Source organism: Ulvibacterium marinum (genome assembly GCF_003626755.1).
In the GTDB taxonomy this organism is placed as follows: Bacteria; Bacteroidota; Bacteroidia; order Flavobacteriales; family Flavobacteriaceae; genus Ulvibacterium; species Ulvibacterium marinum.
In genome coordinates, this window is the sequence record NZ_RBCJ01000001.1 from 152,286 (window position 1) to 168,603 (window position 16,318).

Here is a 16,318-nt window from a genome sequence, read left to right on the forward strand (position 1 = left end):
GTATCTTTGCCTAGAATTTAGCTTTTTGCAACCAGAAGGCTTTCAATGGATTTATCTTGCCAGCTTCCATCCTATCTATATCGGAAACCATAGAGCGACTAAAATGTTGCGTAGTCGTTCCCACATATAATAATGGCAAGACCCTAAAAAAAGTATTGGATGGCATATTGTGCCATACCCCAAATATCATAGTTATTAATGACGGGTCCACGGACGCCACTCTCGATATACTTTCAGCATATCCGGAGTTAATACAGCTGCATTTGAGCAAAAACCAAGGGAAAGGTCATGCGCTTAGAACTGGATTCAAAAAAGCACTGGAATTGGGGTATAATTTTGCAATTACCATAGATTCTGATGGCCAACATTTTCCAGACGACATTCCAGTTTTCATTAAGGCACTAGAACAAGAGCTCTCAAAAAAGGTTTTGTTTATAGGTTCCAGGAATATGCAACAATCAGACGTTCCAGGCCGTAGTAGTTTTGGAAACCGGTTTTCCAATTTTTGGTTTTGGGTGGAGACTGGTACATGGTTAAAGGATACCCAATGTGGCTTTCGCCTCTATCCTTTGCAAGCGATAAAGGAGATGAAGTTCTACACTCCAAAATTCGAGTTCGAGATAGAGGTCATAGTCAGAGCTGCCTGGAATGGGATAACGGTGAAAAATATTCCGGTCAATATTCTATATGATGACCCCGAACGGGTCTCCCATTTTAGACCAGTAATCGATTTTGCCCGTATTAGTGTACTAAACACTTGGTTGGTATTAGTTGCCTTGATCTATATTAAACCTCGTGATTTATTTCAAAGACTTAAAAAAAAAGGGTTTAAACGTTTTTTTTACGAGGATTTTTTGCACAACCAGGATTCGCCAAGAAAAAAGGCATTTTCCATAGCGTTGGGGATTTTTATAGGGCTTAGCCCCTTATGGGGTTTTCATACGGTCATTGTTATTTTTTTGGCTCTGTTGCTTAAACTGAACAAGGTTATCGCTTTTGCTTTTTCCAATATCAGTTTACCCCCTTTTATTCCTTTTGTACTGTATCTAAGTCTCCAGACCGGGGCTTGGGTTACTGGTAGGGAATTGAGCTTTTCCATCAATGAGGTTGATGAAAATTTTGAAATCATCAAAAACCTACAGACGTACATCATAGGTAGTTTGACGTTATCTACCCTCTCCGCATTGACCTTGGGATTATTGGCCTATATCTTTTTATCCATTTTTGACCGGAAAAAAATTGCCATGCATAATGGATAGTTTTTTCTATCGTACATATCAATTCTTTTTGAGGCGAAAGTGGTTGGGACTTATTGTGGTATTGCTGTTTCTTCTAGGACTATCGGTCCTAGTTGCCAAAATAAAATTTGAGGAGGATATCACCAAGCTTATTCCTGTAAATTCAGAAAACGAGGCCTACCAAAGGGTTTTGAAAACACTACAATTTACGGATAAGGTTATCGTAAATGTAAAGCTGGATAGTGATGGTTCCGTGGACGATCTCACCCAATATGCTTCTCAATTTCTGGACAGTCTTCAGGCCAATATCCAAGGATATGTAAAAAACGTTCAGGGAAAAGTGGCTGATGACGAAGTGTTACGGACCATGGATTTTGTTTATGAAAACCTGCCTTTGTTTCTGGATAATGCCGATTATACTACCATCCGACAAAAAATTAAGAAAGACAGTATTGCCACCCTGACCAAAGAAAACTACAAAACGCTTATTTCCCCATCGGGGATTGTGGCCAAAAAGAATATTTTACGCGACCCCTTGGGATTGTCCTATATAGCCCTAAAAAAGTTGCGGCAACTGGGAATCGCTGATGGATTTACGCTCAAGGATGGATTTCTTTTGAGTGAAGACCGGCAAAATATCCTGCTATTTATTACTCCTATCCATGCCTCCAATCAGACTTCTGAAAATGAACCCTTTGCCAAGGAATTGTATCGAATACAAAAACAATTGAACCTTGCTTTCGATTCCAAGGTGAAGAGCGAGTATTTCGGCGCCCCTTTGATCGCTGTGGCCAATGCACAACAGATTAAACGGGATATTCAGTTTACGGTCGGGATAGCCTTAACGCTCTTGCTTATTCTTTTGATTTTCTTTTACCGCAAATTGACCTTGCCCATTATTCTCTTTTTGCCGACTATTTTTGGTGGGTTGCTGTCCGTGGCCCTGCTTTATTTCATCCGAAAGGAGATTTCCGCCATTTCCCTGGGTATAGGTGCCGTCTTGCTTGGGATAACCTTGGACTATTCACTACACATCCTTACGCATATTAGGAACAAAGGTTCCATCAAAAGTTTGTATTCGGATGTAGCCCCATCCATTTTAATGAGCAGTCTTACTACCGCTTCTGCTTTTTTGTGCTTGCTATTTCTAGAATCCCAGGCCTTACAGGATTTAGGGATTTTTGCCGCGGTAAGCGTTTTGGGCGCCTCTGTATTCGCCCTTTTTTTTATCCCTCAGGCATACGGAGCGAAATCGGCCGAAAGGAAAAGCACAACCTTTCTAGATACGCTTGCCGCTTACAACTTTCAACAAAACAAGTGGCTTATCGGGTCACTGGTGGGATTATTCGTGATCAGCATTTTTACCTATACCTCGGTAACCTTTAACAAGGACATTGCCAAATTGAATTACGAACCTCCCTCATTGATCGATGCCCGAAAACATCTGGAAACCTTGACCGACCTCGGGGCCAAATCTCTTTACATAACCAATTATGGGAATTCCCAGGAGGAAGTGCTACAAGCAAGTGATAGTGTTTACACTTTGTTAAATCGACTTAATGATGAGAAGCGGATTTTAGGGTTCAGTGCTATAGGTGCCCTTATCCATTCAAAAAAGGAACAAGAAGAAAAAATAGGTCTTTGGAAAGAGTTTTGGAAGGATAGTATCGGCTTCGTTACCACTTCACTTATTGATGCCGGTAGGGAATACGGTTTTAAACCCAAGACGTTTGACCGATTTTATGAACTGCTCCAATCGGATTTTAAGGCCTTGGAAATTGAGGATTACAACTTGGTGAACTCCTTTTCGGTGGACGATTACCTATCCACCAAAGATGGGTTTACAACTGTAAGTTCCTTGGTAAAGGTAGATTCTTCCCAGATTGGACATGTCCGTGAAACCTTTGCTAAAAATCCCCGGACCGTCCTGATTGATCGGCAAGGCATGAACGAAACCTTTTTGGGCAATCTCAAGAATGACTTTAACAGGCTCATTGGGTATTCCGTGTTGGCGATTCTAATACTCTTGTTCATCTTCTTTAGAAGCCTCTCGCTTACCTTGGTGACCAGTATTCCCATTTTTCTTACCTGGTTTTTGACCATAGGGATTATGGGTCTCTTGCAATTGGAATTCAATATTTTCAACATTATCATCTCTACTTTTATTTTTGGGCTGGGCGTGGATTACAGTATTTTTATGACCAATGGCCTCTTAACGGAGTATCGCACGGGCGAAAAAGCCTTGTCTACCCACAGAACTTCGATTATCCTTTCCGTGGTTACCACCATTTTAGGTGTAGGTGTACTTATTTTTGCCAAGCATCCTGCGTTGTATACCATTTCCGTGGTTTCCTTGATCGGTATTCTCTCAGCGGTTTTGGTCGCCTTCACTGTGCAGCCCATGATCTTTCGTTTGTTTATCGGAAGTAGTGAAAAAAGACCTATCTCCTTAAGATACTTGATACACTCCTCACTTTCTTTCGGATATTTTGGTTTGGGCGGACTTGTATTTTCCCTTTATGCAGCTGTTGTATCAACACTCTTTCCAAAAAGTAGGGCGAAAAAACAATTGAGATTTCATAAGGCAGTATCCTTGTTGATGAAATCCGTGCTCTATACCAATCCTTTTGTAAGTAAAAAGGTAATTGACCTGTACTATGAGACCTTTGAAAAACCGGCTATGATCATTGCCAATCACACCTCGTTTTTGGATATCTTGGCCATTGGAATGTTGAATCCCAAGATTATATTCCTTGTAAACGATTGGGTCTACAACTCCCCTATTTTTGGGAATGCAGCCAAACTCGTCGGAGCCTATCCTGTTTCAAGTGGATTGGAAAACGGGGAGGATTATCTCCGGAAAAAAGTTGACCAAGGATTTTCATTGATAACCTTTCCGGAAGGTACCCGTTCCCATACCAACAAAGTAAGACGTTTTCACAAAGGCGCCTTCTATCTGGCTGAAAAATTGGGTTTGGATATCCTTCCTGTACTCATCCATGGTAATTCTGAAGTTCTGCCCAAAGGAAGCTTCATCATTAGAGATGGTAGTATTACCCTTAAAATTCTCCCAAGAATCAAAGTCAAGGACTCAAACTTTGGGGTAAACTATACCCAACGTACCAAAAATATAAGTACCCATTTTAAAGATCAATTTTTTGCCTTTCGAAAGGAAATAGAGCAGGAAACCTATTTCCACAGATCCGTTCTCGATCAGTACCGATTTAAGGGAAGAAAACTATATAAAAAGGTCCAGGAGGATCTGAAAAAAAATGCATCGGTCTATGGGCAGCTTCTGAATCTTCTTGAAAAGAAAACGAAGATTACTCATCTTTCCAAGGACCATGGTCAATTGGATTTTTTACTTGCCCTGGATTCTACAGATCGCAAAATTAACGTCTATCTCGAGGACAAAACGACCCGGCCAATCGTCCAAAATAGTTTTATCACCCATAATCGCCGAAATATTCAGGTAGCTTCCACCCCTGCCGATGCCATGACCAAGGAAGCCCAGGTGTTACTACTTGACCAAAATCCAACGGATTGGGGAAGAATCCAAAAAATAATAGATGAAATTGGTATCTTACTAGTATTGAAGAACGGGATGAACCTTCCTTTAAAAAATATTACGGAAGCCGGCTTTACCATAAGCGTTCAAAATGATAATTTTATCATAGCCAAAAGGTAGGACAGGATGAAAGAGCATTATGATGTAGTGATCATCGGTAGTGGTATGGGTGGATTGGTGGCAGCTAATATTCTGGCCCGGGAAGGCCGTAGCGTCTGTGTCCTGGAGAAGAACAATCAATACGGCGGCAACCTACAGACCTTTGTTCGCGAAAGAACCATTTTTGATACCGGAGTGCACTACCTTGGAGGGCTTTCCGAAGGACAAAACCTCTATCGTTACTTCAAATATCTAGGTATATATGAAGAGCTTAAACTAAAGAAGCTGGATGATGGTTTTGACATCATTACTTTTGATAATGACCCCAACGAATATCCTCACGCCCAGGGATATAAGGATTTTGAGAAATCCCTGATCGCACAATTTCCCCATGAGGCCGAAGGTATTAAGGCGTACTGTAAGGAATTAAGGGAAACCTGCAATAAATTTCCTTTGTACAATTTAAACCACGGCAAGCCCTACTATGATGATGAGGAAATGTTCCGAACTCCGGCCAAGGCCCGTATCGATTCCCTAATCAGTGATTCGAAATTAAGGGCCATACTGGCAGGATCCAATCTACTCTACGCCGGAGAACCGGATAAAACTCCGTTTTATGTACATGCGCTTTCCGTAAACTCTTATATAGAAAGTTCATATCGTTGTGTAAATGGTGGCAGCCAGATTACCAAATTGTTGATTAGACGGCTTAAGGAAAATGGAGGGGAGGCCTATAAGCACCATGAAGTGGTAAAATTTGGACATGAAGGAAAAAAATTGGTCTATGCCGAAGTTGCCGACGGCAAACAAATAAAAGGAGACCTTTTTATTTCGAATATCGAACCCAAACGCACCTTAAAACTGGTCGGTGAGGACAAGTTCAGAAAATCATATTCAAATCGGATAGAACAGATAGAAAGTACCATCTCCGCGTTCAGCCTGCACTTGGTCCTCAAACCGAAATCATTCAAATATTTGAATTACAACTACTATCATTTTAAAGATCCATCAAAAGTTTGGGAAGGGCATCAATATTCAGAAGACAGTTGGCCCGAAAGCTATATGGTAAGTATGGGAGTTAGTAAAGCTACGGATGGTTGGGCGGATCAAATGACCGTAATAACCTATATGCGATTCGATGAGGTGAAATCTTGGGAAAATACGTTCAATACCGTGGCCAAAAAGAATTACCGCGGACAGACGTATGCAGAGTTTAAGGACACCAAAACGGAAAAATTCCTTAATGAGCTTGAAAAAAAGTTTCCCAATATTCGAGAGTGTATTCAATCCATTTATACTTCTACTCCCCTGTCCTATCGTGACTACATTGGCAGTAATCAAGGGGCTATGTATGGATATGTTAAAGATGTAAACTATCCTTTGAAATCCTTTATCGCACCAAGAACTAAGATCGGGAATCTATTCTTTACCGGGCAAAGTCTCAACATGCACGGTATTTTGGGAGTAACCATCAGTGGGGTAGTCACTTGCTCCGAAATTTTGGGAAGGGACTATTTGTTGAATAGGATTTTAGAACAAGAAAAAGAGAATACGACCGCTAAAATAAGTGTATAATGGGAAAATTTAAGACAGCCCCGGTCAGCAGGGTCAAGAATATTTCCAAAAAGGATTTCCTGGAAAACTACTATGATCCACAACAGCCATTATTGATAGAGGGCCTCATCAAAGACTGGCCTGCTTATGAAAAATGGAACTTGGACTATATTCAGCAACGGTCCGGTGACCAAATAGTACCACTTTACGACAGTAAACCTACCAAAGGCAAACAAAACTCGGCTGCACCGGCCACCGAAATGAAATTGTACGATTACTTGGAGTTATTAAAAAATGAACCGACCGATCTTCGTATATTTTTCTATAACATCCTGGATAGCATGCCTGAGTTGGCAAAGGATTTTGAATATCCGGATTTGGGCCTGAAGTTTTTTAAACGTTTGCCGGTAATGTTCTTTGGGGGCGAGGGTTCAAAGGTACTGGCCCATTATGATATGGATCTTGCAGACCTGGTCCATGTACATTTTCATGGTACCAAAAGTGTCACCCTATTTACTCCGGAACAGACCAAATATCTGTATCGGGTACCCTATTCGGTCCACAATTTGGAGACCATTGATATGGACAATCCCGATTTTGAAAAATATCCGGCATTACAAAACGTTCAAGGCATTTATGCCGAAATGAAACATGGGGATGCCCTCTATATGCCCAGTGGTTATTGGCATTATATTAAATATACCACCGGGGGGTTTTCCATCACGTTGCGGGCATTGCCCACCAAACCCCAACGTCTACTAAAAACGGCCTCCAATGTATTATTCATGAGAAATTTTGAAAATATCATGCGAAGGACCATGGGACAGAAGTGGGTGGACTATAAAGAGAACAAAATGGTTCGTCGTGTTAATAAAAAATATGGGAAATCGGTAGTCTAATGCAAAGACAAGGCTACATACGGAGCGTATATCCCCTACTCCTTCTACTCTTAGTAACATCCTGTGGTGTCTCCAAGTCCTTAAAAGACTTGCCGGATATCGGTCAATATGAAGCAAAGACCCCAGAGCGGATACGCGTGTCGGATTCTACCTTTTTTTCCAAAAAGGGCCATTTGACCAAAAATGAATATGGCCTGTGGGAACTTTATATAGAGGGAAATCCATTGGAATTGGGGCTGACGACAGGTAGCCTCACCCAAGAGCTCTTTCATAAACAGGAAAAGGCGTTATTGACCAAGGTGGACGAGCTAGTGCCATCCAATACCAAACAATACCTATTGCGCAAGTTTTTGGCATGGTTCAATCGTAAAATGTACCTCAATATACGAGAAGAGTATAAAACCGAGATTTATGGTATATCAAAATATGCCTCGGATACCTATGCCCATATTGCGGATGCCTATCCCCGCATACTCTATCTACACGGGGCCCATGATATTGGACATGCCTTACAGGACTTGGCCCTGGTAGGTTGTTCATCCTTTGCCGTATGGGGAGACCAAACAGAGGATGGTCAGCTTATTATTGGGCGGAATTTCGATTTTTATGCAGGGGACGATTTTGCCCAGGAAAAAATCATTGCTTTTGTTAACCCGGATGAGGGTCATAAATTCATGTCCGTTACCTGGGGCGGCATGATCGGGGTGGTCTCCGGAATGAACGACCAAGGACTGACCGTAACCATCAATGCCGGAAAATCGAAGTTTCCCTTAGTAGCCAAAACCCCTATTTCCCTGGTAACCCGGGAAATCCTCCAATATGCCGCTACCATAGAAGAAGCGGTGGCCATAGCCCGGAAACGCGAAGTCTTTGTTTCGGAATCTATCTTTGTGGGCAGCGCAAAGGACAAAAAGGCAGCGGTCATTGAAGTATCGCCCAAAAGTTTTGGCGTGTACGAGGTCCAGAATTCCAATCAGCTCATTTGTTCCAACCATTTTCAGAGTGCCGCTTATAAAGCAGACAAGAAAAACCAAAGGCACATTCTGGAGAGCCATTCCCAATATCGGTATGATCGTATGCAGGAACTTCTAGGGGAAAGCGAAAAAATGACCGTAAAGTCGGCAGTGGATATCCTTAGGAACAAAAAGGGATTGGACGGGAAGGAAATCGGGTACGGCAATGAAAAGGCACTTAACCAATTGTTGGCCCACCATGGTATTGTTTTTAAACCGGAAGAACTTTTGGTTTGGGTGAGTAGCAATCCCTACCAGTTGGGCGAATTTGTTGCCTATGATTTGAATACCGTATTTAAAACTGTTGAAAACAATGCCCAAAAAGTGACCCTGGCGGAAGAGAACCTTACCATTTCCGAAGACCCCTTTCAATATTCCCGGGCATACCAAGACTATCAGGAATATCGTAGGCTAAAAAACAAGGTCGTAATGGCTATTACCAATGACGAGCATTTGGAACAAAGCCTTCTCAAGGAGTTACAACGCTATAACCCTGAGTATTGGGAGGCCCACTATTTGGTGGGGAGATATCAGTATGCCCGGGGGTATTATACTGCGGCCCTAAAGGCCTTCGAACAGGCCTTGACCAAAGAGATTACCACGGTTCCGGATAAAGAAAATGTAATGCGGCACATAAAAAAAATAAAACGTAGATTGCATTTATGATTCCAGAAATAGAAAAGGCTTCCCTTGAGGAAATTAAGGCATTTCAAGAAGAAAAATTGAAAGAAGTTCTATGCTATGTTCAGGAAAGATCCCCCTACTACCAGCGATTGTTCAAGAAGCATTCCATTGATATCAAATCTATACGAACGCTCGAAGACTTAACCAAAATTCCTGTCACCACCAAGGAGCAGCTTCAGAACCACAATGCTGATTTTATCTGCGTCTCTAAAAACAAGATCGTAGATTTTGTGACCACTTCCGGCACCTTGGGTGAACCGGTGACCATAGGCCTCACGGATGCCGATTTGGATCGTTTGGCCTACAATGAGGCCATTTCTTTTGCCTGTGCGGGTGTTACAGAGAATGATATTCTACAATTGACCACGACTATAGATCGTCGCTTTATGGCCGGGATGGCTTATTTTTTAGGAGCACGTAAATTAGGTGCCGGTATTATTCGCGTGGGTGCTGGAATTCCGGAATTGCAATGGGATACCATATTGAAATTCGGGCCCACGTATTTGATCGTGGTACCCTCATTTTTATTGAAGCTCATCCAATATGCGGATCAGCATGATATTGATGTGAATGCCTCCGGAATCAAAGGGGCCATCTGCATTGGGGAATCGTTGCGAAATCAGGATTTTTCATTGAATGTCCTGGCCAATAAGATAAAATCGGCCTGGGATATTGAACTCTATTCTACCTATGCCTCCACCGAAATGAGTACTGCATTTACGGAATGTAGCGAACAACAAGGTGGGCATCATCATCCGGAACTGATCATCGTGGAAATTCTTGATGAAAACGATTTAACGGTACCCGCTGGTATCGAGGGGGAATTAACAATTACTACACTTGGTGTTGAGGCCATGCCCTTGGTACGCTTTAAGACCGGGGATATCATGGCGGCCCATGATTCACCTTGTGATTGTGGAAGGAATACCCTGCGCTTGGGACCTGTGGTAGGGCGAAAAAAGCAAATGATCAAGTACAAGGGCACCACATTATATCCTCCGGCGATGGATAACCTATTGAACGATTTTCAGGAGGTGGAAAGCTATGTTATTGAGATTTACCACAACGGTATAGGCACGGATGAAATAGGAATTAAGATTGCTTCCCGGAACGCTTCAGATGTATTGCTACATGACATAAAAGACCATTTTAGGTCCAAGTTGCGCGTTTCTCCCAAAATCGAGTTTTGCGAAGCCGGGGAAATCCAAAAACTGCGGCACTCGAAACTACAAAGGAAACCCGTTTCCGTTATTGACAAAAGGGGGTAATGACTCTTGTATGTCAGTCTGAGCGCAGTCGAAGACCCTGCCATTCAGCCATTCTCAAGTTTATACTTAAAATGGGTGAAGTTCCTACATTCCAAGAGTAGCGAATCCTGTCTTCTTTACCCTATTTGTGAATACGTTTTTGCGAGCAGAGCGAAGCAAAACTGCCAATTGGAGCTTGTCAGTCTGGCAAAGTGAAGTAAACCTTTCACAAGAAAATGTCAGTCTGAGCGCAGTCGAAGACCCTCTCCTTTAACCTTTCTCGGGCTTATACTTGAAATGAGTGAAATTTCTACATTCTGAAAGCAATTGTAACCTATCAAAATTACCAGTGATCAAGGCCAATTTTTTTGCCTTACTCCAACCTTTGAGCTGCTTTTCAAACCGTATTGCTTGAATTACGTCATCGAATTCCAAAAAATACATCAAGGTCAGGGGTCTTCTTTGAAAAGTGTAACAATCCTTGAAATAACCAACTTGGTGCTGTATCCAACGCTGTTCAAAATTCCCAGTGATTCCCGTGTAAAAGGAATTATCGGAGCATTTTAATATATAGACATGATATGTTTTCATAGAACTAAGTATTGGGATGAATAAGAGGCTTTGTTCACAATAAGGTCTTCGACTGCGCTCAGACTGACATGATGCCTCAAAGGAAAGGTTACAATCATTGCGAAAACCACACCCCAATCGCACTAGGCAAGGGGTGTGGTCAATTTCATACCATTGCTATGTTTCGAACAAGATTTATTTCCCCAACATCAACAATTCGTTGCAGCGTACTTCGGTGATGTAGCGCTTTTCACCTTCCTTGGTCTCATACGAGCGATGTACCAATTTTCCCTCTACGGCCACTTGTTTTCCTTTTACAAGGTAGTTCTCTACAATCTCGGCGGTCTTGCCCCAGGCCACAATATTGTGCCATTGGGTGTCCTCTACTTTTTCGCCCTGTGCGTTTTTATAGTTTTCGCTGGTGGCGATGGAAAATTTGGCCAGCTTGCTTCCATTTTCCAAGTTTACGATTTCGGGATCTTGTCCCAAGTTTCCAATCAACTGTACTTTGTTTTTCAATGCGTTCATAATTACTAATTTTTAAGATAAAACAGTTAATGCAATCGAACCTCCCTGATTCGACGAGACAAACTTAGAATGGTATGAAAAAAAGATTCGGTTAGGAAGTATTTACTTTCGTTTGTAAACGTTTGTAGTCGTTTGAAAACTTTTATATTACTTTAAAACAGTAATTTACATTTATAACTTAAAAATTTAGAGCTCGTCCCACATTGTATATAGGTGCCTTTATTCGCCGAACTACCCTGTCAAGGTTTAGATTCTTTTTCCGGTTCAGGAGGGTTTTACATAAATTTGAACATGTGGGAATTCTTTACTGAATGGTCGGACAACGACCCTAAATACTATGTCCTGTTCATCATCGCTGGAACTTTCTTTCTGTGGCTGGCGAATTGGAATTTGAAAAAAGAAGAAAGCGAACAAAGTATATACAATTTGAAGTACCTCTCTTGGGCCGTTCTTGGTATTGTTTTGGTTCTTTATGGGGTTTTCGCCCTTGGACGGGATCTTATTGCGATTCTTTAAATTCCCCTTGTCCCATAATGTATATAGGTGCCTCTTTTTCAGGTCAAATTGGTCATAAAACAAAAACCCCCACTTATTAGCGGGGGCATATCACTTACTGAAAAGAGGATTATTCTCCTGCCTCACAAACTATGGAATGAGCAATTAAATAGATTTCACCGGACAATCCTTCAATGGTATATTGATCCATTTTAGCACCGTTCAAATTATCATGCTTGTAGGGGTATTTTCCGGGCGCAACGGTGGGAACCTCCCTTTTCCCTTGTTTTTTTGTTGGATAGGGATCATTTCCAACGTAAAGGTGCGTTTCCTTAAGTACAAAGCCTTCAAGAGCTGTGAACTTGACATTGGCAATACCCGTGGTACTATCGTATTCAAGGTCTACCTCGGCCGATAGTTCACCCTTCTTAACATCACATTTTCCGGCCCCCGTATAAACGGCGAACAAATGCTCGCTGGTATCCAACGGGCCTATGGTCCATCCCCATCTGTTAAATCCATCTTCGATGAAACAGGTCGTTATATTGCCCGCACAAATGGCGAAACCGGTCTCACAACCATCATCTTTTGAGGATTTTAGACTGGTCGCTTCCAATTCATCTTCCTGATAAGGCTCGGTCTCACAGGACACAATAAAAAGCATAGCCCCAATAAGCAGGGACATTAATTTCAAATTTTTCATAAAGTCGTTATTTATGGTTTTCGGCCAAATTATCAAAGAGTGGCTGCCGTACCAAAAAAGTCCCATCAACTGTTAAAAGTCATCCGTGAAACGTCCTTTTTCAATAAAACAATCCTATAAATCAGAGTGTTATATCTTGTCCCATATTGTATATAGGCGCCCCCTTTACGGTAAAGGAAGGTTTATTCCCTATCTTTAGTCACATGGAAACTCAAAAATCCTTCACAAAACGAATCGGCGGATATCTACATAAAATGATTCCGGTCACGGACGCAAGTGGAAAACTGCTACATTATGTCACTAAGCCATTAATGGTAGAGCTGAAACCGAGAGACATCATGCAAATCGTCATTGGCTCCACTATCTTGGCCCTACCGGTCGCCTATACGGAAGAGGCATGGAACCTGGGGACCGAACTGCCATTGTTGAACGTGGGACTGCTATCGCTCATTTCCTTGGTCTTCGTCGCGCTTTTTGTATACTTTAACTTCTACCGTTTCAATATCAAGGGAAATGTCTTCAATTATGTGAAAAGGGTCGTCGCCACCTACCTTATCTCAATATTGGTGGTCGCGATACTCCTTACGGTGATACAAAGGTGTCCATGGGAATCCGATTATTTATTGGCATTGAAGCGCGTAGTAATAGTGGCCTTCCCAGCTTCGATGAGCGCGACCATTAGCGATGTCATAAAATAATTTCACAGCCTTGCATAATACATTTAGGCGCCAAAAAACCCAAGAATCCACTATCTTAGTACTATTTGGGATTAAGAATTATTTATCAAACACTTTCGTAAGCAAACATTTGAAGCATGAGTTCTGCAGGCCACGTACTGGACATGATAAAACGAATACGGCAAAACAGGTCCTTGCGTCCATCCAACCGTCAAAAATTCAAGGGGGATAACAGGGATTCGATTTACACTGAAATCCCTGAAGAGAATAAAGCCTCGTTCAAGGAATTCCCAGAATCACAAGTAAAGGAGGTAGTGGATACCATTAGAAGGGAGGCCAAATCCAAGAGACGGAAAGAATTCCTTTTCCTTGCTCTGGTTATCCTAATCGTTGTCGCTATTGTTCTTTATGTGGTATAGACTTTTGCCCTTTTAATTTCCTTAAACGTTGACTTCCATTGATCCAAAAAATGAACTATAGAATAGTCATAATATTCATACTCCTAATTCTAGGATGCAACTCAAGAACACTGACGGAATATGTCCTAAATGAAAAGGATTTGGTACCTGAAGGAATCGATTATTCAAAAAAGAAGGACGCCTTTTACCTCACGAGTGTGGCCAAATCCAAAATAGTAGAAGTAGATAGAAAATCTGGAAAACAAAAGGATTTTATCCGAGAACAGGAATTTGGGTATACCCCGGGAGTCGGGATTTATGTGGATGAAAGGCGAAATCTGCTTCACGCCATTGGAGGATACTATAGGTACAAGGATTCCCTTTCATCCTTGTTTACGTTCGATATCAATACCAAGAAACTTTTGAAAAGATATGATGTAACCGATAAGGGAGAACATTTCCTAAATGACCTCATCCAAGATGCCAAAGGAAATCTATATCTCACGGACTCCAAGGATTCATCTATATATCTACTGAAATATGAAGCCGATTCTTTGGAACTCTTTTACCGATCGTCCAAAATCGAATTTCCCAATGGAATTGCCATTTCGGACGATAATACCAAATTATATATCGCATCGTTTTCAAAGGGTGTCAGGACACTCGATATTTCAACGAAAAGAATTCTGAACAAACCGGACACCTTGGGAATATCCCAAGGAATAGATGGCTTGGAATTTTACAAAGGTCACCTGTATGCCATCCAAAACGGGGTTAGGGCCAACACCTTTAACTTTAGAAAACTAATCCTTGACCCAACACAGGAGAAAATCACAAATGTTAAGATTATAGCGTCCCACACCCCAAAATTGGATGTGCCGCTCACTTTTTGTCTAGTGGAAAATGAGGCGGTGGTCATTGCAAATTCCAATCTTCAATATTTAAATCAGGAAACTTTCAATTTTGTTGAATCGGATACTATTCAAAAAACAAGACTGTTGGTATATCCTATTGAATAACCCCCTTACACTCTTAACCAAATGGATCATTTAAAAGAAATCGTACATCAAATAGAACTTCATTCCGTTGATGGGATACGGAACTGTTTCCTTAAGGGTATGAGTCCCAACGATACTTACAAAGGAGAGCCCTTGATTTATGAATTGACGAGTGAATACTTACGAGGCCCAAAATTTAAGGAATGTGTACAGGTCTTTGTGGAATTCGGACTAGAGTTTTAGGACAAGACCTTGTTGTCCGTTCTGTTGGACGACCCGGATAAACTTCTGGTCGGTATTACAGAAAATCCCGAAATTGTAGATAGAAGATATTCCTTAAAATGTGCCTATACCCCATTATTTGAAGTGACTTTGTTGCACATTTGTGCGGAATTCAATCATGTGGCCTGTGCGGAAGTTTTGGTGAAAAACGGAGCGGATATCAATGCCCAAGCCGGAATCGATTCCAATATTTTCGGGGGACAAACGCCAATTTTTCATACGGTAAACCAGAACCTGAATCAGCCTGCCGAGATGTTGGACTTTCTGCTGTCCCAGTCCGCCGATTTAAAGACAACCGTTAAAGGGCTCGTTTGGGGACAGGGATATGATTGGGAGACCATGATACCCGCCGTAAATCCGATCAGCTACGCGATGATGGGGTTGTTGCCCCAAATGCACCGAAAAGAAATGGTCATTTCCGAGACCGTATCCAAATTGTTACAGCACGCTTTCGGTATTGATTATACCGCCCAAAACATCCCGAACAAATATTTGCAACCCTAAATGGAGTAAGATAAAAGAGGTTTGTCCAGATCCTGACCTATTCAGCTTTTAACAATGCCTCGATTTTTTCCATTCTTTCGGTAATGGACCTTAAGGTTTTGTTTTCTTTCTCAAGATGTTTGATCCTTTTCTCTTGGGTAATGGTATATAGGGTCAATTCCTCAATCTTCTCCAAAAGCTTCATATTCATAGTACCCAATTCCACTCCGTTCTCCTCCATTTCCCGTGCAGAGGGGATGTTAGGCAGATGTCCATTTTCCCTAATATGTTCCTGTACTTCTTTCAGGGACCTCAAGTCATAGTCCTCCTTAAAGACATAATCCGGCCCGGGAACGGAAAGGTCTACTTTTACCTCTTCCGCATGGATTTTACCTTTTACCGTTAATTTTTCATCTGGGGTCAAAGTGCCTATGCCCACATTTCCATGGGCCTTCAATACTAAAATATCCCCTCCTGGATATGCAAAAAATCTGAATGTGGATTCGTCGGGAATTAAGGTGGAAAATTCATGATTAAAATGAAATTCACCATAATTGTTAGAGCCTTTTTGTGTATTGGTAAATACCAATGTCCCAAGTGTTCCGGTCGAATTAAAGCTTAATACCGGCCTTTGGTCCTTTATTTCAACAACGTTATTATTAAACCAAATGCTTGGCGTGATAGTTCCAATACCAACGCTTCCAGAATCGGGAAAAGTATTGGTCTGGGCCAAGGTAATTGTGCAGCCCATTAGGGCAAAAAGAAAGATTTGGGTAGTTTTCATTTTGTCGGGAGTTTGATAGGTTATAGAATAAAATTTCTGTTTTTATATCACTTTTTAAAAAAGTAAACGTTTTTCAGCGAACAATGAGAGACTTTTAG

General features: G+C 41.6%; 16 protein-coding genes. 12 read left to right on the plus strand and 4 right to left on the minus strand.

Annotation, left to right across the window (positions count from 1 at the left end; genetic code table 11):
• Positions 1–56 precede the first annotated feature (56 nt).
• The 6 genes from D7Z94_RS00715 to D7Z94_RS00740 are packed head-to-tail and all read left to right on the plus strand — an operon-like array spanning position 57 to position 10,323.
• Positions 57–1,259 carry a DUF2062 domain-containing protein gene (locus D7Z94_RS00715; RefSeq protein ID WP_120709600.1) on the plus strand — a complete coding sequence of 401 codons (1,203 nt, stop codon included), beginning with the start codon at positions 57–59 and terminating at the stop codon, positions 1,257–1,259.
• Positions 1,252–4,926 (plus strand): MMPL family transporter, encoded by a 3,675-nt coding sequence (locus tag D7Z94_RS00720; RefSeq protein WP_120709601.1) that lies wholly within the window; start codon positions 1,252–1,254, stop codon positions 4,924–4,926. The genes D7Z94_RS00715 and D7Z94_RS00720 overlap by 8 nt, the downstream gene beginning before the upstream one ends.
• 6 nt (positions 4,927–4,932) lie before the next feature.
• Positions 4,933–6,480, plus strand: a complete 1,548-nt coding sequence (locus D7Z94_RS00725; RefSeq protein WP_120709602.1) for a phytoene desaturase family protein — start codon at positions 4,933–4,935, stop codon at positions 6,478–6,480.
• On the plus strand, positions 6,480–7,358 hold the full coding sequence (locus tag D7Z94_RS00730) for a cupin-like domain-containing protein (protein WP_120709603.1): 879 nt from the start codon (positions 6,480–6,482) through the stop codon (positions 7,356–7,358). Before D7Z94_RS00725 ends, D7Z94_RS00730 begins: the two co-directional genes overlap by 1 nt.
• The gene (locus D7Z94_RS00735) at positions 7,358–9,037 is read left to right on the plus strand and encodes a C45 family peptidase (protein ID WP_120709604.1); all 1,680 of its coding nucleotides are present in this window, start codon (positions 7,358–7,360) and stop codon (positions 9,035–9,037) included. Before D7Z94_RS00730 ends, D7Z94_RS00735 begins: the two co-directional genes overlap by 1 nt.
• Positions 9,034–10,323, plus strand: coding sequence for a phenylacetate--CoA ligase family protein (locus D7Z94_RS00740; protein WP_120709605.1), 1,290 nt, complete (start codon positions 9,034–9,036; stop codon positions 10,321–10,323). Before D7Z94_RS00735 ends, D7Z94_RS00740 begins: the two co-directional genes overlap by 4 nt.
• A gap of 249 nt (positions 10,324–10,572) precedes the next feature.
• Here D7Z94_RS00740 and D7Z94_RS00745 read toward each other — a convergent pair whose 3' ends face one another.
• Positions 10,573–10,893 (minus strand): GIY-YIG nuclease family protein, encoded by a 321-nt coding sequence (locus tag D7Z94_RS00745; protein ID WP_120709606.1) that lies wholly within the window; start codon positions 10,891–10,893, stop codon positions 10,573–10,575.
• 174 nt (positions 10,894–11,067) lie between these two features.
• Positions 11,068–11,400, minus strand: coding sequence for a single-stranded DNA-binding protein (locus D7Z94_RS00750; RefSeq protein ID WP_120709607.1), 333 nt, complete (start codon positions 11,398–11,400; stop codon positions 11,068–11,070).
• A 291-nt stretch (positions 11,401–11,691) separates the two neighbouring features.
• Between D7Z94_RS00750 and D7Z94_RS00755 the strand changes: the two genes are divergently transcribed.
• Positions 11,692–11,916: a hypothetical protein gene (locus D7Z94_RS00755; protein ID WP_147415803.1), complete on the plus strand. Its 225-nt coding sequence runs from the start codon at positions 11,692–11,694 to the stop codon at positions 11,914–11,916.
• Between the two features lie 109 nt (positions 11,917–12,025).
• Here the strand turns inward: D7Z94_RS00755 and D7Z94_RS00760 are convergent, their stop codons facing one another.
• The gene (locus D7Z94_RS00760) at positions 12,026–12,598 is read right to left on the minus strand and encodes a hypothetical protein (protein ID WP_147415804.1); all 573 of its coding nucleotides are present in this window, start codon (positions 12,596–12,598) and stop codon (positions 12,026–12,028) included.
• Positions 12,599–12,801: 203 nt separating this feature from the next.
• Between D7Z94_RS00760 and D7Z94_RS00765 the strand changes: the two genes are divergently transcribed.
• The 5 genes from D7Z94_RS00765 to D7Z94_RS00780 all read left to right on the plus strand — a co-directional run bounded on the left by D7Z94_RS00765 (position 12,802) and on the right by D7Z94_RS00780 (position 15,457).
• Positions 12,802–13,296, plus strand: a complete 495-nt coding sequence (locus D7Z94_RS00765) for a DUF2391 family protein (protein WP_147415805.1) — start codon at positions 12,802–12,804, stop codon at positions 13,294–13,296.
• 116 nt (positions 13,297–13,412) lie between these two features.
• Entirely contained in the window at positions 13,413–13,694 is a 282-nt protein-coding gene (locus D7Z94_RS00770) for a hypothetical protein (RefSeq protein ID WP_120709611.1), read from the plus strand.
• Between the two features lie 50 nt (positions 13,695–13,744).
• Positions 13,745–14,692, plus strand: a complete 948-nt coding sequence (locus D7Z94_RS00775) for an SMP-30/gluconolactonase/LRE family protein (RefSeq protein ID WP_120709612.1) — start codon at positions 13,745–13,747, stop codon at positions 14,690–14,692.
• Between the two features lie 21 nt (positions 14,693–14,713).
• Positions 14,714–14,914: a hypothetical protein gene (locus D7Z94_RS25810; protein ID WP_211341732.1), complete on the plus strand. Its 201-nt coding sequence runs from the start codon at positions 14,714–14,716 to the stop codon at positions 14,912–14,914.
• Between the two features lie 9 nt (positions 14,915–14,923).
• Positions 14,924–15,457, plus strand: coding sequence for an ankyrin repeat domain-containing protein (locus D7Z94_RS00780; protein ID WP_211341733.1), 534 nt, complete (start codon positions 14,924–14,926; stop codon positions 15,455–15,457).
• A 37-nt stretch (positions 15,458–15,494) separates the two neighbouring features.
• Here D7Z94_RS00780 and D7Z94_RS00785 read toward each other — a convergent pair whose 3' ends face one another.
• Entirely contained in the window at positions 15,495–16,220 is a 726-nt protein-coding gene (locus D7Z94_RS00785) for a tail fiber protein (protein WP_120709613.1), read from the minus strand.
• Between the last annotated feature and the right edge of the window lie 98 nt (positions 16,221–16,318).

Excerpts from the sequence above, each read along its gene's own strand:
- D7Z94_RS00720 (WP_120709601.1), top strand. The coding sequence starts at position 1,252 with ATGGATAGTTTTTTCTATCGTACATATCAATTCTTTTTGAGGCGAAAG.
- D7Z94_RS00725 (WP_120709602.1), top strand. The coding sequence starts at position 4,933 with ATGAAAGAGCATTATGATGTAGTGATCATCGGTAGTGGTATGGGTGGA.
- D7Z94_RS00730 (WP_120709603.1), top strand. The coding sequence starts at position 6,480 with ATGGGAAAATTTAAGACAGCCCCGGTCAGCAGGGTCAAGAATATTTCC.
- D7Z94_RS00735 (WP_120709604.1), top strand. The coding sequence starts at position 7,358 with ATGCAAAGACAAGGCTACATACGGAGCGTATATCCCCTACTCCTTCTA.
- D7Z94_RS00740 (WP_120709605.1), top strand. The coding sequence starts at position 9,034 with ATGATTCCAGAAATAGAAAAGGCTTCCCTTGAGGAAATTAAGGCATTT.
- D7Z94_RS00745 (WP_120709606.1), bottom strand. The coding sequence starts at position 10,893 with ATGAAAACATATCATGTCTATATATTAAAATGCTCCGATAATTCCTTT.
- D7Z94_RS00750 (WP_120709607.1), bottom strand. The coding sequence starts at position 11,400 with ATGAACGCATTGAAAAACAAAGTACAGTTGATTGGAAACTTGGGACAA.
- D7Z94_RS00755 (WP_147415803.1), top strand. The coding sequence starts at position 11,692 with ATGTGGGAATTCTTTACTGAATGGTCGGACAACGACCCTAAATACTAT.
- D7Z94_RS00760 (WP_147415804.1), bottom strand. The coding sequence starts at position 12,598 with ATGAAAAATTTGAAATTAATGTCCCTGCTTATTGGGGCTATGCTTTTT.
- D7Z94_RS00765 (WP_147415805.1), top strand. The coding sequence starts at position 12,802 with ATGGAAACTCAAAAATCCTTCACAAAACGAATCGGCGGATATCTACAT.
- D7Z94_RS00770 (WP_120709611.1), top strand. The coding sequence starts at position 13,413 with ATGAGTTCTGCAGGCCACGTACTGGACATGATAAAACGAATACGGCAA.
- D7Z94_RS00775 (WP_120709612.1), top strand. The coding sequence starts at position 13,745 with ATGAACTATAGAATAGTCATAATATTCATACTCCTAATTCTAGGATGC.
- D7Z94_RS25810 (WP_211341732.1), top strand. The coding sequence starts at position 14,714 with ATGGATCATTTAAAAGAAATCGTACATCAAATAGAACTTCATTCCGTT.
- D7Z94_RS00785 (WP_120709613.1), bottom strand. The coding sequence starts at position 16,220 with ATGAAAACTACCCAAATCTTTCTTTTTGCCCTAATGGGCTGCACAATT.